The following is a 20,369-nucleotide window of genomic DNA, read 5'->3' as shown; positions in this document are numbered from 1 at the left end:
GGCCCGCCCACAGTGCTGCGGCGGGCGTACGGAAATCGGCGGTCGCGCGGGCGGCGGTGGGTCGGGCGCCGCCCGCGCGAGATCAGCCGGCGGCCTGGAACGCGCGACCGACGGCGGTCGCCTCGGTGCCCGTACGGAACAGGCCGGACTGGTCCTTGTCGGTGGCCGGCAGCCCGAACCAGGCGTACCGGTGCACGAACGACAGGCCGGCGAGCATCTTGGTCGAGGCGGTGACGAACGCCGCCTGCTGCTCCTGGGACGGGAACCGCTGACCGCCGTTGGCGAAGTTCATCAGCGCGAACTCGGTCAGCCAGATCGGCAGCCCGTACCGGTTGTAGACCGCCGTGAGGTACTGCTTGAGCTGGTTGACGGCGTTGGTGGTGTTGAAGTCACCGCCGTACCAGTGCAGGGTGATGAAGTCGACCCGCAGGTTGCGCGCCTTCGCACCGGACATGAACTGGTCCAGCCAGCGACCCGGGTCAGCGGCACCCCACGCCACCGCCGGGCTACCCAGCGTGGCGCCGGTGGCGACCAGTTGCGGCCACAGGTCGAGCGCCGCCTCCGGCGACATGTTCGCCTGCTCCGCCAGGTCGGGCTCGTTGAACGTGAGCAGATACGGCCCGGCGGCCTTCGCCCGAGCCAGTTCGGCGGCGGTGACATTCGTCGAGGCCCGGATCATCGGTACGAAGGTCGCCCCGCGTGGGGTGGTGATCCCCGGGTGCCCGGTGTTCCAGGTGTAGTACCAGCTCGCCTTCGAGTTGGCCAGGGCCTGACTCGCGCCGTTGAAGTCCCAGACCGCGACGCCCTTCTTCGCCGACGTCACCGCCGGCCCGGCGGCCGGTGCCTTGCTGCTCGGCTTGGCGCTCGGGGTCACCTTCGGCGACTCACTCGGCGACGGGGTGGGTGCGACGGTCGCGGTGGGACTCAGTGGTGCCGCGACCGCCGGTGGCGCGGCGGACGACGACGGTGGCGGGCCGGTCAGCTTGGTCACGAACAGCGCCCCGGCGACCAGGGCGGCCACGGTGGCCGCCGCGGCGAACGGGACCGCCGCCTTACCGAGGCCGGCGCCGAACAGGTTGCCCAGCCAGCCGGGGGCGTCGGCGGTGGCCGGGTCGGGGGTCCACGGCGTACCGCCGCCGGCTCCGATCTGTTGCGTGGCCGTGGCGCCGTGCGGGGTGGCCGCCGCCGCGTGGGTGGCAACGGCGGCGGCGACCTGGTTGCCGAAGCTCGCCGGCAGCGGCAGCAGCGGCAGGCCGGCGAGCAGCCGGTCGATCGGAAGGAAGTCCTCGCGGTACCGGCCGCAGACCACACAGTCGCGTACGTGCCGGGCCAGGCGCTTGCGCCACAGCGGGGTGGGGGTGCCGTTCCAGCCGGCCGTGATGCCTCGCAGCTCGTTGCAGCCGGGCCGGCCGCGCAGCGCCCGGACGACCGTACGGGCGGTCTGGATCTGCTCCTTCATCCGGTGGATCCGTACGGCGGCGTGGCTGGCGCTGAGTCCGAGCGCGGCGGCGAGGTCGGCCCGGTCGAGTTCGCCGGTCTCCTCCAGCCACCACAGGGCGAGCAGTTCCTGGTCGTCGGAGTCGAGCCAACGGGTCGCCTCGGCAACCTCCCGGCGCTGGTCGGTGAGGCCGAGCCGGAGGATGGTGACCTCGGCGAAGTCGGCCGCCGGGTCGGGCACCTCGTGGATCGCCTCGACTCCGGCGTCGCGGATCAGCGCGGTCCGCCGGTGCTGTTCCCAGTTGCGGATCTGCCGGATCGTGATCGCCACCAGCCAGGGCCGGAACGCCTCGGGGTCGCGCAGGTCGGACAGGTGCCGGACGACCCGTACCAGGGTCTCCTGGACGACGTCGTCGACGTCGACGTGGCCGCGCAGCGCCCGGCCGACGATGTTGTAGACGAGCGGCAGGGAGTCCGCCACCAGATCGTCGAGCGCGTGCTGGTTGCCACGCTGGGCCGCGATGACCATCTCGGTATCGGGTACGCCCCGACCGACTCCGGACACGGCGTCTCACTCCCCTTCGATTGTGACCGCCCCAGCGGTTGTCCGCCCGATTGTGGCGATATGCCCGAGCCTCAGGGCAGGTTGGTCGGCTTCGTCCGACCTCTCCCTGTCAGGAGACCGACACCGGCCCGACGGATTACGAAAACCTCGAAAGCCGGTCAACCCTTTCACGCAGCAGCCATCGACGCAGGCCGGGGGCGATGACACCGCCTGCCCCGGCCCGGGGTCGGGGCACCGGGACCGACAGGGGTGTGACGGACGTGGTACACCGGTAACCACTGCCGGCGACCGGAGGAGTGACCCACAGTGGATATCGGCGTGTTGGTGAGCCAGGCGTTTCCCTACCTGGGCGCGGTGGCGGGGGCGTACGGCGGCGCGGTCCTCCAGCGGCTCCAGGACGAGGCGACGAACTCCACCGTCGAGGTGGGCCGACGCCTGCTCGGCCGGCTGCTCGGCCGGGAGGAGTCGCGGCCGGCGATCGAGGCGGCCGTCACCGACCTGGGCGAGCACCCCGACGACGAGGACTTCCAGGCGGCCGTACGCGCCCAGGTGAAGAAGGTGCTGGCCGACGACCCGGAACTGGCGGCCGAGATCGGCAAGCTGCTCGCCGACGCCGGAGTCCCCGGCACCGCCGGTTACGCCGTCACCATCACCGGTTCACAGGGTGTGCAGGTCGGCAGCGGCAACACCCAGACCAACACCTTCGGCCCGACCCCGGCGTGACCGGTGGCCCGACCGGGGTGAACGTCAGCCGCTCCGCCGGGGTGCAACTCGGCGACGGCAACACCCAGGTGAACCTGCACGCCGGGGCCGACGGTCTGCTGCCGCCTCCGGCCGACGTACCGGCCCCCGCCGGCACGCACAACCTTCCCCACCCGGCCGGCGGGGTCTTCGTCGGCCGGGATGCTGCGCTGGCCGAGTTGTCCGGGGCGCTCGCCGCCGTACGCGGTGCGATCGGGCCGGCGGTGCACGGCCTCGGCGGGATCGGCAAGACCGAACTGGCCCTGCGGTACGCCCACGCCCACGCCGACCGGTTCACCCTGATCTGGTGGATCACCGCGGACAGCCCGGAGCGGATCCTGCTCGGGCTGGCCGGGCTGACCCGGCGGCTGCACCCGGCCGCGTCGCTCACCGACGCCGGCGAGTGGGCCCGCGCGTGGTTGCAGAGCCACTCCGGCTGGCTGCTCGTACTCGACAACGTCGAACGGGCCGAGGACGTCGCCGACCTGCTGGCCCAGGCCCACCCGGACGGTCGGGTACTGGTCACCACCCGGCGTGACCTGGGCGCGCGGGCCTGGCGCCGGCTCCGGCTGGCCCCGCTGCGGCTCGCCGAACTGGACCGGGCGGCCAGCGTCGAACTGCTCACCACCGTGGGCGAGCGGCCGGACGAGACCGGGGACGCGGCCCTGCTCGCGGCCGACCTCGGTGACCTGCCGCTGGCGCTGGAGCAGGCCGGGGCGTACATCGCCCAGCACGATCTGCCCATCGCCCGGTACCGGGCACTGCTCGCCGAACGCCCGGACCGGATGTACGACACGGTCACCGAGGGGGTCGACGCGACCCGTACGGTCCGGCGGGTCTGGCAGCTCACCATGGGCGTCATCGCCGGCAGGTCGGTGCTCGCCGGTCGGGTGCTGTCGATCCTCGCCCATCTCGCTCCGGACGAGTTGCCGGAGGACGTGCTGGTCCCGCTCGCCCCCGACCAACTCGACCTGGCCGACGCGCTGCACCTGCTCGCCTCGTACAGCATGGTCGTCCGGGAGGACGGCATGGTGAGCGTGCACCGGCTGGTCCAGGCCGCCACCCGGGCGCAGGCCGGCGCGGATGCCGGACCGACGCCAGCCGACCAGGCGTGCCTGCTGCTGCACCGGGCGATCCCCCGCAACCCCATGTACGAGGTTTCCGGCTGGCCGAGGTGGAACGTCCTGCTCCCCCACGTCGACGTGCTGACCGGCTATTTTCCGGCCGACCACCGCAGCGCCGAGCTCTCCTTCCTGCACGGGCAGGCGGCCCAGTACCTGGCCGGCCAGGGGCAGCTCGACCGGGCGACGGCGTTGTTCGAGCGCTGTCTGGCCGACCGGGAACGGATCCTCGGACCGGAGGCAGCCGACACGCTCACCGCGCGCAACAACCTGGCGAACGCGTACCGGGCCGGCGGTCGGCTGGCCGAGGCCGTCCCGCTGTTCGAGCGGACGCTCGCCGACCGGGAACGGATCCTCGGGCCGAACCACGTCCGGACGCTCTACTCCCGCAACAACCTGGCCAACGCCTACCGGGAGGCAGACCGGCTGGTCGAGGCGACCGCGTTGCTCGAACGGACCCTGGCCGACAGTGAACGCATCCTCGGCGCCGGCCACATCGACACGCTGATCTCCTGCGCCAACCTGGGCAACGCGTACCGGGACGCGGGCCGGTGCACGGACGCGATCACGATCCTCGAACGGACGCTCGGCGACCTGGAACGCCTGCTCGGTCCCGACCATCCGCGCTCCCTCGACTGCGCCGGGGACCTGGCCGGGGCGTACCGGGCGGCGGGTCGGCTCGCCGACGCGATCGGCCGCTACGAGCACACGCTGGCCCGGTGCGAGCGGATCCTCGGCCCGGAGCACCCGACCACGGTCGAGGTCCGGACCGACCTGCACGCCGCCCGACTCGCCGACTGACCAGACCGCTTCCCCGCGGAAGCGGCCGACCCCGGGAAAACCCGGATACGTACGCCGGTCCCACCCGGACCACCCCCGATCACCGCAAGGTCCGGGCCGGCTCCCGCGACGCCCCGGCCTCCCCGGGTCGGCCACGTACACGTGCCGGTACCGCTCAGTTCCGTCCGGCCTGCTCCGCCACCCGCTCCAGCTGGTTGCGGTAGTCCTGCCACCACGCCTCGTCGACCGGTGGCAGGAAGGTGTTGTCCCGCTGCTCCCCGGCCGCTCCGTCGACCAGCTCACGGACGATGTCGGCGTGTCCGACGTGCCGGTGCGTCTCGGCGATCAGGTGGGCCAGGACCCGGTGCAGCGTCGCCTCACGCTCCGGCTCGGGCCACCACATGATGTGTCCGGTCGCGTCCGGCGCCAGCTCCTCGATCGTCGCGTCCGAGTGCTTCCAGACCCGCTGGTACAGGTCGACGACGTACCCGCTGGACTCGTCGGCGGTGGCCCACATGTCGGCGTTGGGAGCGAACGCGTCGGGTCCCAGATCCGGCCGGAACCAGGGCACCGGTTCGGGGAAGTCCCGGCCGAACACGAATCCCAGGTACAGCAACTCGACGCTGGTCAGGTGTTTGACCAGCCCCAACAGGTTGGTGCCGGTCGGCGTCAGCGGCCGGCGGAGGTCGTACTCGGAGAGCCCGTCAAGTTTCCAGACCAGGGCCGCGCGGGCCTCCCGCAGGTAGCGGTGAAGATCGGCCTTGAGATCCGCTCCGGTCATGGTCACGGCCCCAGCAGTCCGACCGGGTTGCCGTCCAGGTCGTGGAAGACGGCCATCCGCCCCTGTCCCGGCACGGTGACCGGGTCCAGCGTGCGGGCGCCGCCGAGTTGTTCGGCCCGCGCGAGCGCGGCGTCGACGTCGTCGACCCGGAAGTAGACGACCATCCCGATGTACGGACTGTCGGCGTCGGCCTGGCCGATCCCGCCGACCGGCGGGCCGCCCTCCCCGCCCACCAACGCGTACGTGTCGTCCAGGACCTGCACCGGCCAGCCGAACATGTCCTGGTAGAAGCGGCGGGCGCGGGGGCCGTCGGGGGTGGAGATGTCGAACCACACGGGTGTCGAGTGGTGTCCGCTCTGTGTCATGGTGTCCTTGCCTGGAAGTGCGGTATTACTCGGTCGACAAGGAAGACCGCCGTGGTGGGGCAGAATCATCGGTCGTGAGCGACATTTCTCGGTCGACCCCGGACCCGACGGCCCAGGACGCCGCCGACCGGGACCTGCTCCGGGCCCGCGACGGGGACGATGCCGCGTTCACCCGCCTGGTGCAGCCGTTGCGCCGGGAACTGCACGCCCACTGCTACCGGATGCTCGGCTCGACCCACGACGCCGACGACGCGCTCCAGGACGCCCTGCTGCGGGCGTGGCGGGGGCTGGACCGGTTCGAGGGGCGCGGCTCACTGCGCTCCTGGCTCTACGCCGTGGCCACCCGTACCTGCCTGGACCTGGTCGAAAGCCGGGGCCGGCGGGCGCTGCCGGTCGACCTCGGCCCGTCCAGCGACCGTGCGGTACTGGCCGCGCCGCTGACCGACATCGCCTGGCTGGGCCCCTACCCGGACGCCGGGCTCGGCTCCGGCCCGGCCGCCCCGGAGGCCCGCTACGAGCAGCGCGAAGCCGTCGAACTGGCGTTCGTCGCCGCCCTGCAACACCTGCCGGGCAACCAGCGGGCGGCACTGCTGCTCTTCGAGGTCCTCGGCTTCTCCGCCGCCGAGATCGCGATCATGATGGACACCAGCACCGCCTCGGTGAACAGCGCCCTGCAACGGGCCCGCCGGATCGCCGCCGAGAAGATCCCCGCGCCCAGCCAGCAGCAGACGCTGCGGGAGATCGACGACACCCGCCTGCGGGAGATCGTCGGCGCGTTCTGCACCGCCATGGAACGCGGTGACGCCGACGCCCTGGTCGCCCTGCTGACCGAGGACGTCACCTGGTCGATGCCGCCGCTGGCGCACTGGTACCACGGCCGCGACGCGGTGATGGACTTCGCCGTGGAGGTCCCACTCACCCGCTGCCCGAGCTGGCGGTACCTGACGACCAGCGCGAACGGGCAGCCCACGGTGGCGTTCTACGTCGGCGAGAACGCCACCGCCACGCACCTGGCCTGGGGGATCAACGTGCTGACGCTGCGCGGCGAGCGGATCACGGAGATCACCTCGTTCCTCGACCCCGAACTGTTCGGGGCCTTCGGGCTGCCCGCCTCACTGCCCTGACCCGAGCCGCACCACCGACCCCGAACGGGTGGATTGGCGGGTACGACGGCTGGGCATTACCCCTGCGCGTCGGGTCACCCGCTGCCCGACGCCTTGCGGACCAGGGCAAAGGAGCACCATGCAGGTCTGGCCGGGGGAACCGTATCCGCTGGGAGCGACCTACGACGGCACGGGCACCAACTTCGCGATCTTCTCCGAGGTCGCCGAGTCGGTCGAACTCTGCCTCTTCGACGAGTGGGACCTCGGCGGCGAGCGGCGGGTCAGGCTCCGGGAGGTCGACGCGTACGTCTGGCACGCGTACCTGCCGGGGGTGCAGCCGGGGCAGCGGTACGGCTTCCGGGTGCACGGGCCGTACGACCAGGCGAACGGGCTCCGCTGCAACCCGAACAAGCTGCTGCTCGACCCGTACGCGAAAGCCGTCGACGGTGAGGTGACCTGGGACCCGGCGGTCTACGACTACGACCTCGCCGACCCGGACCGGATGTCGGAGACCGACTCGGCGCCCTTCATGCCGAAGGCGGTGGTGGTGAACCCGTACTTCGACTGGGGCAACGACAAGCCCCCGCGTACGCCGTACCACCACTCGTTCATCTACGAGGCGCACGTACGCGGGCTGACCCGGCGGCATCCGGAGGTACCGGAGGAACTGCGCGGCACGTACGCCGCCATCGCCCACCCGGCGATCATCGAGCACCTGACCCGGCTCGGGGTGACCGCGATCGAGCTGATGCCGGTGCACGAGTTCGTGCACGACCACCGGCTGAGCGACCTGGGGCTGCGCAACTACTGGGGTTACAACACCATCGGTTTCTTCGCCCCGCACCACGGCTACTCGGCGCTCGGCCGGCTCGGCCAGCAGGTGCAGGAGTTCCGGGGCATGGTGAAGGCGCTGCACGCCGCGAACATCGAGGTGATCCTCGACGTGGTCTACAACCACACCGCCGAGGGCAACCACCTCGGCCCGACGCTGTCGTTCAAGGGCGTCGACAACCCGTCGTACTACCGGCTGTCGGAGGAGGATCGCCGGTACTACGTCGACTACACCGGGACCGGCAACAGCCTCAACGTACGCAGTCCGCACTCGCTGCAACTGATCATGGATTCGCTGCGGTACTGGGTGCAGGAAATGCACGTCGACGGCTTCCGGTTCGACCTGGCCGCGACCCTGGCCCGTGAGTTCTACGACGTCGACCGCCTCTCCACCTTCTTCGAGGTGGTCCAGCAGGACCCGGTGGTCAGCCGGGTGAAGCTGATCGCCGAGCCGTGGGACGTCGGCCCCGGCGGTTACCAGGTGGGCAACTTCCCGCCGGTCTGGACCGAGTGGAACGGCAAGTACCGGGACACCGTGCGGGACTTCTGGCGCGGCGAGCCGGCCACCCTGTCCGAGTTCGCCTCCCGGATCTCCGGCTCCGCCGACCTCTACCAGGACGACGGGCGCCGCCCGTTCCACAGCATCAACTTCGTCACCTGCCACGACGGCTTCACCCTGACCGACCTGGTGTCGTACAACGACAAGCACAACGACGCCAACGGCGAGGAGAACCGGGACGGGGAGGGACACAACCGGTCCTGGAACTGCGGGGTGGAGGGGCCGACCGACGACCCGGAGGTGCTCGCCCTGCGGGCCCGGCAACGGCGCAACTTCCTCGCCACCCTGCTGCTCTCGCAGGGCGTACCGATGATCGGGCACGGCGACGAACTGGGCCGGACCCAGCACGGCAACAACAACGCCTACTGCCAGGACAACGAACTGGCCTGGGTCGACTGGACCAACGTCGACGAACAGATGCTGGAGTTCGTCCGTACGCTCTCCGCGTTCCGCGCCCGCCACCAGGTGTTCCACCGGCGGCGGTTCTTCACCGGGCTGCCGGTGCACACCCGTACGGCCGACGCCGACCTCCCCGACCTGGCCTGGTACACCCCGGACGGGCGGGAGATGACCGGCGAGGACTGGGGCAACGACTTCGGCCGGGCGCTCGCTCTCTTCGTCAACGGCGACGGCATCCGCGAACGCGGCCAGTACGGCCAACGGCACCGGGACGACTCGTTCCTGCTGCTGTTCAACGCACACGACGCGGCCCTGGACTTCACCCTGCCCGGCGGGGAGTTCGGCCAGAAGTGGGAACGCGTCGTGAGCACCGCCGACCCCGACCCGGACTCCCCGACGGTGATCGACACCGGCGGGACCGTACGGGTGCCGGACCGTTGCCTGGTAGTCCTGGAGAGGATGGTGTGACATGCCGACGGGCGCGTACCCCCGGATCACGGCGACCTACCGGGTGCAGGTCCGCCCCGGCTTCGACCTGGACACCACCGCCGGCCTCGCCGGCTACCTCGCCGACCTCGGTGTCACCCACCTGTACAGCGCGCCCCTGCTGACCGCCACCCCCGGTTCCGCGCACGGTTACGACGTGGTCGACCCGCGCGCGGTCAACCCCGAACTCGGCGGCGAGGCCGCTCGGCGGCGACTCGTGCAGGCGCTGCGCGAGGCCGGGCTCGGCCTGGTCGTCGACATCGTGCCGAACCACGCCGGGGTGGCCGTACCGGCGGCGAACCCGGCCTGGTGGGACGTGCTGCGGCGGGGACGCGCGTCTGCGTACGCCGACTGGTTCGACATCGACTGGTCGCGGCCCCGGCTGCTGCTCCCGGTCCTCGCCGACAGCCCGGACGCGCTCGCCGACCTGAAAGTCGCCGACGGTGAACTGCGCTACCACGAACACCGCTACCCGATCGCCGACGGCACCGACGGCGGCAGCCCGCGCGAGGTGCACGACCGGCAACACTACGAGCTGGTCTCCTGGCGGCGCGGCGACACCGAACTCGGCTACCGACGGTTCTTCGCCGTCTCCGACCTGGCCGGGTTGCGGGTCGAGGACCCGGCGGTGTTCACCGCCACCCACGCCGAGGTCCTCCGCTGGGTCGACGCGGGCGACGTCGACGGCATCCGGGTCGACCACCCCGACGGGCTGCGCGACCCGGCCGGCTACCTGGCCCGGCTCCGGGCGGCCGCGCCGGACGCCTGGCTCGTGGTGGAGAAAATCCTGGAGTACGGCGAGGAGCTGCCGGACTGGCCGGTCGACGGCACCACCGGGTACGAGTCCCTGGCCGCGATCTGCGGCCTGTTCGTCGACCCGGCGGCGGCCGGTGACTTCACCGTCCTGGACACCACCCTCACCGGCCGACCCACCTCCTGGCCCTCGCTGACCCACCGGTCCAAGCGGATGGTCGCCACCACCCTGCTCGCCGCCGAGCTGAACCGGCTGGCCCTGCTCGTGCCGGAGGTGCCGGCGGAGTCCGCCCGCGCCGCGCTCGCGGAGTTGGCCGCCTGTTTCCCCGTCTACCGGGGCTACCCGCCGCACGGTGCCCGGCACCTGGCGATGGCCCGGTCCGAGGCCGGGCGGCGCCGCCCCGACCTGACCGTCACCCTGGACGCGATCACCGCCCACCTGCGCGACCCCGACGACGAACTGGCGATGCGGTTCCCGCAGTTCACCGGGGCGGTGATGGCCAAGGGGGTGGAGGACACCGCCTACTACCGGTGGACCCGGTTCGTGGCCCTGAACGAGGTCGGCGGCAGCCCGGCCCGGTTCGGGGTGCCGCCGGACGAGTTCCACCGGGCCGCCGCCGACCGGCAGGCGCACCGACCGGCGGGGATGACGACGCTCTCCACCCACGACACGAAGCGCGGCGAGGACGTCCGGGCCCGGTTGGCCGTACTCGCCGAACTGCCCGGCGACTGGGACCGGCGGGTACGCGACTGGTCGGCCCGCCACCCGCTGCCCGACCCGGGTTTCGCGCACCTGCTGTGGCAGAGCGCGGTCGGCACCTGGCCGATCGAACGCGACCGGCTGCACGCGTACGCGGAGAAGGCGGCCCGCGAGGCGGGCACCTCGACCAAGTGGTCCGACCCGGACCCGGTCTTCGAGACCGCCGTGCACGCCCTCGTCGACCGGATGTACGACGACGCCGACCTGCACGCCGAGATCACCGCCTTCGCCGACCGGATCACCCGCGCGGGCTGGTCCAACTCCCTCGGCCAGAAACTCGTCCAGCTCGCCATGCCCGGCGTGCCGGACACCTACCAGGGCACCGAACTGTGGGAGAACTCGCTGGTCGACCCGGACAACCGCCGCCCGGTCGACTTCGCCGTACGCCGGCACCTGCTGGACCGGCTCGACACCGGCTGGCTGCCCCCGGTCGATCCGAGCGGGGCGGCGAAGCTGCTCGTCGTCTCCCGCACCCTGCGGCTGCGCCGGGACCGGCCCGAACTCTTCACCGGCTACCGCCCGGTGCCGGTGCACGGACCGGCCGCCGCACACGCGGTCGCGTTCGACCGGGGCGGGGCGATCGCGGTCGCCACCCGGCTGCCGCTGGGCCTGGCCCGGGGCGGCGGCTGGGCCGGCACCTGGCTGTCACCGTCCGTTAATCAAGTGACCGAGCTGTTCACCGGTCGCGTCTACAGTGGCGGACGGGTCCTCCTGGCCGAACTGCTGGCCGACTACCCGGTGGCACTGCTCATCGCAAGCGAGCCCGTGGAGACATCATGACCGAGTTCACGGTCTGGGCACCGGAGGCGGCCCGCGTACGCCTTCGCCTGGTCGGAGGCGGTGACCACGAGATGGTCGCCGGCCCGGACGGCTGGTGGCGGGTCGACGTACCGACCGCCGGACCGGGCACCGACTACGCGTACCTGCTCGACGACGACGACCGGGCGCTGCCCGACCCGAGGTCCCCGTGGCAGCCCGAGGGTGTGCACGGCCACAGCCGCGTCTACGACCACGCTGCGTACACGTGGTCCGACCAACGGTGGACCGGCCGGCAACTGCCCGGCGGGGTCCTGTACGAGCTGCACGTCGGCACCTTCACCCCGGAGGGCACCTTCGACTCCGCCATCGAGAAGCTCGACCACCTGGTCGACCTCGGCGTCGACCTGATCGAACTGCTTCCGGTGAACGCCTTCAACGGCGAGCACAACTGGGGGTACGACGGTGTCTGCTGGTTCGCCCCGCACCACGGCTACGGTGGCCCCGACGGGCTGAAACGGCTCGTCGACGCCGCCCACGCACGCGGGCTCGGGGTGATCCTCGACGTCGTCTACAACCACTTCGGCCCCTCCGGCGCGTACGCCCCGCTGTTCGGCCCGTACCTGGCCGAGACCAGCAACACCTGGGGCCGCTCGGTCAACCTCGACGGCCCCCACTCCGACGAGGTGCGCCGCTACATCGTCGACAGCGTCATCATGTGGCTGCGCGACTACCACCTCGACGGGCTGCGCCTGGACGCCGTGCACGCCCTGCGCGACCAGCGGGCGATCCCGCTGCTGGAGGAGTTGGCGACCGAGGTCGAGGCGCTCTCCACCCACGTCGGCCGCCCGCTGTCGCTGATCGCCGAGTCGGACCTGAACGACCCCCGGCTGATCACCCCTCGGGAGGCCGGCGGCTTCGGCCTGCACGCGCAGTGGAACGACGACGCCCACCACGCCCTGCACACCCTGCTCACCGGCGAGGAACAGGGCTACTACGCCGACTTCGGCTCGCTGGAGTCGGTGGCCGACGTACTGACCGGGGCGTTCTTCCACGCCGGTGGGTGGTCCAGTTTCCGGGGGCGCAGCCACGGCCGCCCGGTCGACCGGCACCGCACGCCCGGCCACCGGTTCGTCGCCTACCTCCAGAACCACGACCAGATCGGCAACCGGGCCACCGGCGACCGGCTCTCCGCCTCCCTCTCCCCCGGCCTGCAACGGGTCGGCGCGACCCTGCTGCTCACCGCACCGTTCACCCCGATGCTCTTCATGGGCGAGGAGTGGGCGGCGAGCACACCGTGGCAGTTCTTCACCAGCCACCCGGAGCCGGAGCTGGCCGCCGCCGTGGCCACCGGCCGCCGCCGCGAGTTCGCCGCCCACGGCTGGTCCGACAACGAGGTGCCGGACCCGCAGGACCCGCAGACCTTCGCCCGCTCCCGGCTCGACTGGGCCGAGCTGGACAAGCCCGAACACCGGGACATGCTCGACTTCTACCGTCGGCTGATCGCGCTGCGGCGCAGCCGTACCGACCTGTCCGACCCCCGGCTGGACCGGATCGACGTACGCTACGGCGACCGGTTCGTGGTCGTGCGCCGGGGCCGCTGCGTGATCGCGGCGAACCTGGCCGGGAAGTCGCAACGGATCGACCTCGCGAACGCGGTGCGCAAGGTCCTGTTGGCCACCGGTCCCGGCGCGATCGTGAACCGCAACGGGGTCGAGCTGCCGGCCGAGTCCGCCGTCATCGTCGCGGTCTGACTTCCCCACTTCCGGGTACGCGAAAAGCCGGGCCCCCGTGTACGGGGACCCGGCTTCCGTTCCTGCCGTTCTACTTACTTGGTTGCTTACTTGGTCCAGACGTCCTGCACGATGTGCGCGGCCTGGTTCTCCCACTGCGCGTACGCATCCGGGAACGCCGACACCTGAACCTTCTGCGCCGCATCCGTCAACGGCATGTCCTGCCAACCATCAACCTGCTTCAGGCTCTTCAGGAACGCGGTCGAGGCGTAGGTCGGGTCCGTGATCTGCTCCGGAGTACCCCAACCCGACGACGGCCGCTGCTGGAACAGACCCAGCGAGTCGTGGTCGTTCATGTCACCCAGGTGACCCAGGTTCTCCAGCTTCGACTCCTGCATGGAGGTAGCAACCGCGATCACGGCACCACGCTCACCCATACCCAGCTTCTTGGCGGTCTCGACAATCGCCTTGGCGTTGTCGGTCTGTTCCTTACTCAGGTCGATGCTCGACTGAGCACCCTGAGTACCGTGCGGAACCAGCTTGTCCATGCTCGGCTTGTCACTGGTCACCTGCGCGACCGTGGTCATCGCCGGGGCGGCGGCGGTGTGCTCGGCCGGAGACGCGAACGCGTGGCTCGCGGGCCCGGCAACCGCACCACCGATGAACGCGAGGCCGGCAATACCGAGAGCGGTCTTACGAACAAACGAAGTCTCAGCAAAACTGGTGAAAGTCGTCGTCTTCACGATGGCTCACCTTTCAATCGGGGGTACCCGACGCGCGCCCACAAGGGGGAAAGGCGCTCGCGTACGGGGTAAGAAGTACGAGGCCACAGCCGGCACGAGGCGAGAACTCAACCCCGGCGCTGCTCCGGTCGTACGCGATGTATAACCGCCCCGGGCCCGCCAACATTCCGCCCACCGGCCCCCGAGCCGAGTTGATCAAGCCCAAAAACCTCGCACACCCGACACCCCGCACGACCGGGGCGCCTCATGCAGAGAAAGAGTGGCTATCCACGCCGAGATAACCACTCATTCTCTGAAAGTGTGCGGTGTCCGGTTTCGGGTGGGGGTCCCGTTCGGCGGGGGTTTTCGGGTTGGGGCAGGAGGCGGTTCATGGCGCGGCGGGCGCGGGCTGGGGCGGCACGGTCCCGGTGCAGCCGCAGGGTGTGGTTGAGCGCGAGCATCTGCCCGATCAGTTCGAACACCACCTGGTCCGGGTCGGTCCCGGCGGGCAGGTCGCCTGCCTCCACCGCCAGGCGTACGTGTAGCCGCAGGTCTCGTTCCCACAGTCCGACGAGGGCGGCGACGGCGTCGCGTACGGGCCCGTCGCGATCGTCGTACTCGCTCGATGCGGCGGTGAAGAAGCAGCCGCCCGGAAACACCTCGCGCTCCAGGTGAGCGATCCACGCCTCGACCATGGCACGCAGACGCGGGAGTCCCGGTGCGGCGCCGGCAGCGTGGTCTGCTGTCTCGCGGAAGAAAATTTCGGCGGCTGTGTCGACGACCGCCAACTGAAGAGACTCCTTGGAGCCGAAGTGGCCCAGCAGCCCGGACTTACTCAGCCCCAGATCGGTCGCCAGTCGGCCGATGGTGAGCCCCTCCAGCCCCTCGACCGAGGCGACCGCCACGCCACGCGCCAGGATCGCGGCGCGGGTCCGACCGGCTTCGGTGTTCGATCGACGCGGACTCACGGCGCTTACTATAACGAGCAGCGACCCATTTAGCGTACGACCGTTCGGACGCTATAGTCCCTGACACCAACGCCCGCCCAGCCATCGAGGGGAGCCTCCGTGCTCTACCGGATCGCCAGACTGCTGCTGATTCCGCTGGTCAGACTCGCCTTCCGGCCCATCATCGAGGGGCGGTCGAACGTACCCGCACAGGGGCCGGTGATCCTCGCCAGCAACCATCTGTCGTTCTTCGACAGCATCATCATCCCGCTGATGGCACCCCGGAAAGTGGTCTTCCTGACCAAGGCCGAGTACTTCCACGGTCGAGGGCTCAAGGGACGGGTGGTCCGCTGGTTCTTCACCGCCATCGGCTCGGTCCCCGTCCAGCGCGGGGCGAACCGCGCCGCGCAGGCATCGCTCGACGCGGCGTTGGAGGTGCTCGCGGCCGGTGACGCCTTCGGGATCTACCCCGAGGGGACCCGCTCGGTGGACGGCCGGCTCTACCGTGGCCGTACCGGCGTCGGCTGGCTGGCGCTGACCGCACGGGCACCGGTGGTGCCGGTCGCGCTCAACGGCACCGAACGGATCCAACCGGTCGGCAGCAGGTTGCCGAGAATCAGTCGGGTGAGAATCCGGTTCGGCACCCCGCTGCACTTCGGCCCGGACTACGGCGACGCGGCGTCGGCGTCCGACCGCCGCCGGGCAACCGACGAGATCGTGCAGGCCATCGGCGCGCTCTCCGGCCAGGAGTACGCCCCCGCCTACAACGATCCGAGCCCGGTGTAACCGCCTTCCACAACCGTACGTTGTTAGCCTGCGGGGCGTGACCGTCCATCGGGTGCTCGACGTCGGCAACGTACATCTGGGCTACCGGGTCACCGGCGAACCCGGCGCCCCACCGATCGTGTTGTTGCACGGCGGCGGTGGGGACGGGTCGACCTGGGACAATGTGCTGGCCGGCCTCGCCGACCGGTGGCGGCTCTACACCCCCGACCTTCGCGGGCACGGGCACAGTGACCAACCCGGCCGCTACTCGATCGAGCTGATGCGCGACGATCTGCTCGGATTCCTCGACGGGCTGGGTTTGGACCGGGTGACGCTGATCGGGCATTCACTCGGCGGGGTGGTCGCGTACCTCTTCGCCGCAGCGCATCCCGACCGGGTCGAGGCACTGATCCTGGAGGAGACGCCACCCCCGATCCCGCTCGGGTTGGCCATCCCACAACGCCCCGACCAGCCACTCCCCTACGACTGGTCGGTACGCCCGGCGGTCATCGCCCAGCTCAACGCGCCCGACCCGAGCTGGTCGGCGGCCGTGGCACAGATCGCCGCACCAACCCTGGTCATCGCCGGCGGACCAACCAGCCACCTTCCGCAGGAACAGATCTCGGCGATGGCCGGACGGATGCCGGCCGGTCGGCTGGTCACCATCGCGGCCGGGCACCAGGTCCATGCCACCCGACCGGCCGAGTTCACCGCCGAGGTCCGGGCTTTTCTGGGTACGCGAAAAGCCGGGTCCCCGTGTACGGGGACCCGGCTTCCGTAACTACTTACTTGGTCCAGACGTCCTGCACGATGTGCGCGGCCTGGTTCTCCCACTGCGCGTACGCATCCGGGAACGCCGACACCTGAACCTTCTGCGCCGCATCCGTCAACGGCATGTCCTGCCAACCATCAACCTGCTTCAACGACTTCAGAAACGCCGTCGAGGCGTAGGTCGGGTCCGTGATCTGCTCCGGAGTACCCCAACCCGAACTCGGACGCTGCTGGAACAGACCCAGCGAGTCGTGGTCGTTCATGTCACCCAGATGACCCAGGTTCTCCAGCTTCGACTCCTGCATCGAAGTCGCAACCGCGATCACCGCACCACGCTCACCCATACCCAGCTTCTTCGCCGTATCCGTGATGGCCTTGGCGTTGTCACGCTGTTCCTTACTCAGGTCGATGCTCGACTGAGCACCCTGAGTACCGTGCGGGACGAGCTTGTCCATGCCCGGCTTGTCACTGGTCACCTGCGCGACCGTGGTCATCGCCGGGGCGGCGGCGGTGTGCTCGGCCGGAGACGCGAACGCATGGCCCACAGGACCCGCAACCGCACCACCGACGAACGCGAGGCCGGCGATACCGAGAGCGGTCTTACGAACAAACGAAGTCTCAGCAAAACTGGTGAAAGTCGTCGTCTTCACGATGGCTCACCTTTCAATCGGGGGTACCCGACGCGCGCCTAGGGGAAGGCGCCTGCGCTCGGGGAAAGAAGTACGAGGCCACAGCCGGCACGAGGCGAGAACTCAACCCCGGCGCTGCTCCGGTCGTACGCGATGTATAACCGACCCGGCCCCGCCAACATTCCGCCGACGCCCGCCCGAGCCGAGTCGAGCAAGCCCAAAAACCTCGCATCGGGGGACGGACGGGATGCGGGGTCCATTATCGCGGAGAGTTCGGCTCGCTGGAGCCGGCCAAACTCTCCTGGATCACTGGCTATGTCTCGTCGGAGAGTTCGGGGCGGTGGTCACGGATCCAGCGCTCGACGTCGGTACGGCGCCAGATCTGCCCCATCCGGAGCACCTGGTACGGAGCCGGAAAATCGCGCCGCGAGGCGACGACACACGCCCGCGCTCGGGACAGACCGCCGAGCATGTCGCGGATCTCGGCGATGGCTACAAACTCCACCTCGGGCACACGGCTGACTTTAGGTAAGCCCGATAGTCAGACGATCGCAAACAGCGGTCGCAGTTGACGATCGCCGTCAATACGGGCGATAGCACGATGAGGTGATGAGGCGTTCGCGCAAGGCGCAGGTGGTACCCGATGGGCCGGAGCATCGGCGGCGGCATCCGCTGAGCCGGTGGTGCCGGTGCGGGCTGAGGTTCCGGACCTGTCCGGACCGGCACAGCCGACCACAACCGGCCGAGCCGCCCACCAACATGCCGAATCGGGGGCACTGGTGAGCGAGCATGTCGCCGTACGGCCGTATTGGCGTTGCCGGGCCTGTGGCCTTGAGTGGCCGTGCGTGTCGCGGAAGGAGGAACTGGCCGACGAGCCGGGCGTCTCGGTGGCGCTCTATCTCTCGTTGTGCCTCAGCGAGGCGGTCAAGGACCTGCCGTCGGTTTCGGTCGGGGACCTGCGTCGCCGGTTTTTGACGTTGCCGCCACCGTCGTAGACCGCACCGCGCACCGAAGCGTCAGGCGATCGGGGCGAGCGGGGCGGCCTGGCGTTGGGCGGTGGCAAGCAGGGCACGGGCCGCCGCGCTGAGTCGCCGTTCGGCCGGGGCGGCGATCGAGGTCCGGAACACCGGTGCGTGGTGCCGAATGGGTACGAGCCGCAGGTCGGAGTTGACGGCGGCGGTCGGCGGCACGATCGCCACGGCCAGTCGGTACTGCACGAAGTCGACCACGCTGCCCAGGTCGCCGACCTCGTAGCGGACGGTGCGGCGTACCTCGGCGGCGGCGAAGGCGCGGTCCGTGGCGATCCGGTTGCCCCATTCCGGTGGGGTGTCGACGAACGTCTCGTCGGCCAGGTCGGCCAGGTCGACATCGGTCCGGCCGGCCAGCGGGTGATCGGCGGGGCAGGCCAGCGGCATGCTCTGTGCCTCGATCGGGATCAGGTTCAGGCCGGTCGCCGACCCGGCCGGCAGGGCGAGGTACGCCAGGTCGAGGCGCCCGCTACGCAGGTCGGCGGCGTGGGCGGCACTCGCGCCGACCCGCAGTTCGACGTCGACACCGGGGTGCTCGGCCCGGAACTCGGCCAGCAGCCGGGCCACGCTGACCGTCGAGGCGCGCTGGGCCTGCATCATGCCGAGCCGTACGGTCCCGCGCAGGCCGCCCCGGAGTTGGTCGACCACCTCACGGGCACCGGCAGCGGCGGCGAGCGTACGCCGGGCCTCGGGCAGCAGCAGCCGGCCGGCGTCGGTCAGCTCGACCCGGTGGGTGGTCCGTTCGAACAGCGGTACGCCGAGTTCCCGTTCCAGGTTGCGTACGGCGGCGGAGACGGCGGACTGGACCACCCGCAGCCGGTCGGCGGCGCGGGTGAAGCTGCCCTCCTCGGCGACGGCGGTGAAGGTGGCGAGGTGCCGGAGTTCCATCCCCCGTGTTTATCACGGATCAAGATAATGGATAGAAGTTATCTTCGTGGCCGGCGATCAGGATTCGCCGCACTCTCGGAGCTGACCCGACAGCTTCACCATGAGGTGCTTTGAACATGTCCACGCACAGCACCAGCCTCAGACCCCAGCCGTCCGCACGCCACCACGGCCGGGGTTTCTGGGCGGTCGCGCTCGCCTTCGTCGCGGTGATGGCGCTCGGCACCGTGCCGTCCCCGCTCTACCCGCTCTACCAGCAGCACGACGGGTTCAGCACCTTCACCGTCACGCTGATCTACGCGGCCTACGCCGCCGGTGTGATGGTCACCCTGTTCACCGCCGGACACATCTCCGACTGGCACGGCCGACGCCGGATCCTCGCCCCGGCGGTCGCGCTCAGCGCGCTCAGCGCGGTCGTCTTCCTGCTCTGGCCGGCCCTGCCCGGCCTGTTCGTCGCCCGGATCCTCAGCGGCCTGTCGGTCGGCGTGGTGACCGCGACCGCCACGGTCTGGTTGGCGGAACTGCACCGGGCGCACCGGCCGGACGCGTCACCCCGCCGGGCCCAGCTCGTCGCCGCCACCGCCAACCTCGGTGGCCTCGGCCTCGGCCCGCTGATCGCCGGCCTGCTCGCCGAGTACGCCCCCCAGCCGCTGCGGCTGCCGTACGCGGTGCTGCTCGTCGCGCTGGCGTTGGCGCTGGTCGGCGTACTGCTCTCGCCGGACGTCCGGGAACTGCCGAACCCCCGCCCGCGCTACCGGGTGCAGCGGGTCGCGGTGCCGGCCGCCGCCCGGAGCCGGTTCTACGCCGCGCTCAGCGGGTCGTTCCTCGCCTTCGCCGGGCTCGGGGTGCTCACCGGGCTCTCCGGCACGTTCCTCGCCGGCACCCTGCACCACCCCTCCCGCGCCCTCGCCGGGGCGGCCGTCTTCCTGCTCTTCGCCGCCGGGGTGGTGATCCAGTTGACCACGCCCACCTGGTCGATCCGGCGCAGCCTGGCCTTCGGCATGGGCACCCTGCTGACCGGGATCGGGCTGGTCGTCCTCGCCGCCTGGTTGCCGACCCCGAGCCTGGCGGTCTTCCTGGTCGGCGCGGTGCTGACCGGGGCCGGGGCCGGGGCGATCTTCAAGGGCACCCTCGGCACCACCGTCGCCATCTCCAGCGACGAGAGCCGGGCGGAGTCGCTGGCCGGGCTCTTCCTCGCCGGATACCTCGGCCTGTCCGTACCGGTGATCGGGATCGGCATCGCGTTGCAGCACGTCAGCGCGCGGGTGGCGCTGCTCGGCTTCGCCGTACTCGTCGGGGTCGGGGTGCTGGCGGTGGCGCGGCGGCTGCTGGCCGGTCCGCGACCGACCACGACGGTCGCCCGGCCGCTGGTCACCGCCCGGCACTGACACCCCGGAGCAGCTGACCGGCCGGGCAGCGTCGCCCGGCCGGTCAGTTCCGTCGGGCGGACTA

Annotated in this window: 18 protein-coding genes; 10 read left to right on the top strand and 8 right to left on the bottom strand. The window is 70.9% G+C overall.

The genetic code is table 11. The features are described 5' to 3' along the window. Nucleotides 1–82 precede the first annotated feature (82 nt). Nucleotides 83–2,002, bottom strand: coding sequence for a sigma-70 family RNA polymerase sigma factor (locus ACZ6QQ_RS19305; RefSeq protein ID WP_465877795.1), 1,920 nt, complete (start codon nt 2,000–2,002; stop codon nt 83–85). 306 nt (nt 2,003–2,308) lie between these two features. On the opposite strand from ACZ6QQ_RS19305, the gene ACZ6QQ_RS19300 reads away from it, so the two are divergent. Together ACZ6QQ_RS19300 and ACZ6QQ_RS19295 are read left to right on the top strand one after the other, a co-directional pair. Beyond that, complete coding sequence (locus tag ACZ6QQ_RS19300; RefSeq protein ID WP_465877793.1) at nt 2,309–2,725, top strand: hypothetical protein; 417 nt, start codon at nt 2,309–2,311, stop codon at nt 2,723–2,725. Beyond that, nucleotides 2,722–4,665: a tetratricopeptide repeat protein gene (locus ACZ6QQ_RS19295; protein WP_465877791.1), complete on the top strand. Its 1,944-nt coding sequence runs from the start codon at nt 2,722–2,724 to the stop codon at nt 4,663–4,665. Before ACZ6QQ_RS19300 ends, ACZ6QQ_RS19295 begins: the two co-directional genes overlap by 4 nt. A gap of 154 nt (nt 4,666–4,819) precedes the next feature. Here ACZ6QQ_RS19295 and ACZ6QQ_RS19290 read toward each other — a convergent pair whose 3' ends face one another. Both ACZ6QQ_RS19290 and ACZ6QQ_RS19285 read right to left on the bottom strand, forming a co-directional pair. Next, nucleotides 4,820–5,425 (bottom strand): DinB family protein, encoded by a 606-nt coding sequence (locus tag ACZ6QQ_RS19290; RefSeq protein ID WP_465877789.1) that lies wholly within the window; start codon nt 5,423–5,425, stop codon nt 4,820–4,822. 2 nt (nt 5,426–5,427) lie between these two features. Further along, on the bottom strand, nt 5,428–5,790 hold the full coding sequence (locus tag ACZ6QQ_RS19285) for a VOC family protein (protein WP_465877787.1): 363 nt from the start codon (nt 5,788–5,790) through the stop codon (nt 5,428–5,430). Between the two features lie 83 nt (nt 5,791–5,873). Here ACZ6QQ_RS19285 and ACZ6QQ_RS19280 point away from each other — a divergent pair, with 83 nt between their 5' ends. The 4 genes from ACZ6QQ_RS19280 to treZ all read left to right on the top strand — a co-directional run bounded on the left by ACZ6QQ_RS19280 (nt 5,874) and on the right by treZ (nt 13,191). After that, entirely contained in the window at nt 5,874–6,914 is a 1,041-nt protein-coding gene (locus tag ACZ6QQ_RS19280) for a sigma-70 family RNA polymerase sigma factor (RefSeq protein ID WP_465877974.1), read from the top strand. 118 nt (nt 6,915–7,032) lie between these two features. Continuing rightward, on the top strand, nt 7,033–9,150 hold the full coding sequence (gene glgX / locus ACZ6QQ_RS19275; RefSeq protein ID WP_465877786.1) for a glycogen debranching protein GlgX: 2,118 nt from the start codon (nt 7,033–7,035) through the stop codon (nt 9,148–9,150). A gap of 1 nt (nt 9,151) precedes the next feature. Further along, nucleotides 9,152–11,461: a malto-oligosyltrehalose synthase gene (gene treY, locus ACZ6QQ_RS19270; protein ID WP_465877785.1), complete on the top strand. Its 2,310-nt coding sequence runs from the start codon at nt 9,152–9,154 to the stop codon at nt 11,459–11,461. Beyond that, a complete protein-coding gene (gene treZ / locus ACZ6QQ_RS19265; protein ID WP_465877784.1) occupies nt 11,458–13,191 on the top strand; it encodes a malto-oligosyltrehalose trehalohydrolase in 1,734 nt (577 codons plus the stop codon). Before treY ends, treZ begins: the two co-directional genes overlap by 4 nt. Before the next feature lie 86 nt (nt 13,192–13,277). On the opposite strand, the gene ACZ6QQ_RS19260 is transcribed toward treZ, so the two are convergent. Continuing rightward, entirely contained in the window at nt 13,278–13,913 is a 636-nt protein-coding gene (locus ACZ6QQ_RS19260; RefSeq protein ID WP_465877783.1) for a hypothetical protein, read from the bottom strand. A 263-nt stretch (nt 13,914–14,176) separates the two neighbouring features. Further along, nucleotides 14,177–14,860 (bottom strand): TetR/AcrR family transcriptional regulator, encoded by a 684-nt coding sequence (locus ACZ6QQ_RS19255; protein WP_465877781.1) that lies wholly within the window; start codon nt 14,858–14,860, stop codon nt 14,177–14,179. Between the two features lie 99 nt (nt 14,861–14,959). Here ACZ6QQ_RS19255 and ACZ6QQ_RS19250 point away from each other — a divergent pair, with 99 nt between their 5' ends. Together ACZ6QQ_RS19250 and ACZ6QQ_RS19245 are read left to right on the top strand one after the other, a co-directional pair. After that, complete coding sequence (locus ACZ6QQ_RS19250; protein WP_465877780.1) at nt 14,960–15,625, top strand: lysophospholipid acyltransferase family protein; 666 nt, start codon at nt 14,960–14,962, stop codon at nt 15,623–15,625. A 37-nt stretch (nt 15,626–15,662) separates the two neighbouring features. Continuing rightward, on the top strand, nt 15,663–16,385 hold the full coding sequence (locus ACZ6QQ_RS19245; protein ID WP_465877779.1) for an alpha/beta fold hydrolase: 723 nt from the start codon (nt 15,663–15,665) through the stop codon (nt 16,383–16,385). A 4-nt stretch (nt 16,386–16,389) separates the two neighbouring features. Here the strand turns inward: ACZ6QQ_RS19245 and ACZ6QQ_RS19240 are convergent, their stop codons facing one another. Together ACZ6QQ_RS19240 and ACZ6QQ_RS19235 are read right to left on the bottom strand one after the other, a co-directional pair. Then, nucleotides 16,390–17,025, bottom strand: a complete 636-nt coding sequence (locus ACZ6QQ_RS19240; RefSeq protein ID WP_465877778.1) for a hypothetical protein — start codon at nt 17,023–17,025, stop codon at nt 16,390–16,392. A gap of 292 nt (nt 17,026–17,317) precedes the next feature. Beyond that, a complete protein-coding gene (locus ACZ6QQ_RS19235; RefSeq protein ID WP_465877777.1) occupies nt 17,318–17,518 on the bottom strand; it encodes a hypothetical protein in 201 nt (66 codons plus the stop codon). A 331-nt stretch (nt 17,519–17,849) separates the two neighbouring features. Between ACZ6QQ_RS19235 and ACZ6QQ_RS19230 the strand changes: the two genes are divergently transcribed. Then, nucleotides 17,850–17,999, top strand: coding sequence for a hypothetical protein (locus ACZ6QQ_RS19230; RefSeq protein WP_465877776.1), 150 nt, complete (start codon nt 17,850–17,852; stop codon nt 17,997–17,999). A gap of 21 nt (nt 18,000–18,020) precedes the next feature. Here the strand turns inward: ACZ6QQ_RS19230 and ACZ6QQ_RS19225 are convergent, their stop codons facing one another. Then, a complete protein-coding gene (locus ACZ6QQ_RS19225) occupies nt 18,021–18,920 on the bottom strand; it encodes a LysR family transcriptional regulator (protein ID WP_465877775.1) in 900 nt (299 codons plus the stop codon). A 116-nt stretch (nt 18,921–19,036) separates the two neighbouring features. Between ACZ6QQ_RS19225 and ACZ6QQ_RS19220 the strand changes: the two genes are divergently transcribed. After that, the gene (locus tag ACZ6QQ_RS19220; RefSeq protein WP_465877774.1) at nt 19,037–20,305 is read left to right on the top strand and encodes an MFS transporter; all 1,269 of its coding nucleotides are present in this window, start codon (nt 19,037–19,039) and stop codon (nt 20,303–20,305) included. Nucleotides 20,306–20,369: the final 64 nt, after the last annotated feature.

The sequence above is a fragment of the Micromonospora sp. NPDC049529 genome (assembly GCF_055586685.1).
Note: the sequence above shows the minus strand (reverse complement) of the source record. Positions and strands in the feature narration are given on the sequence as shown.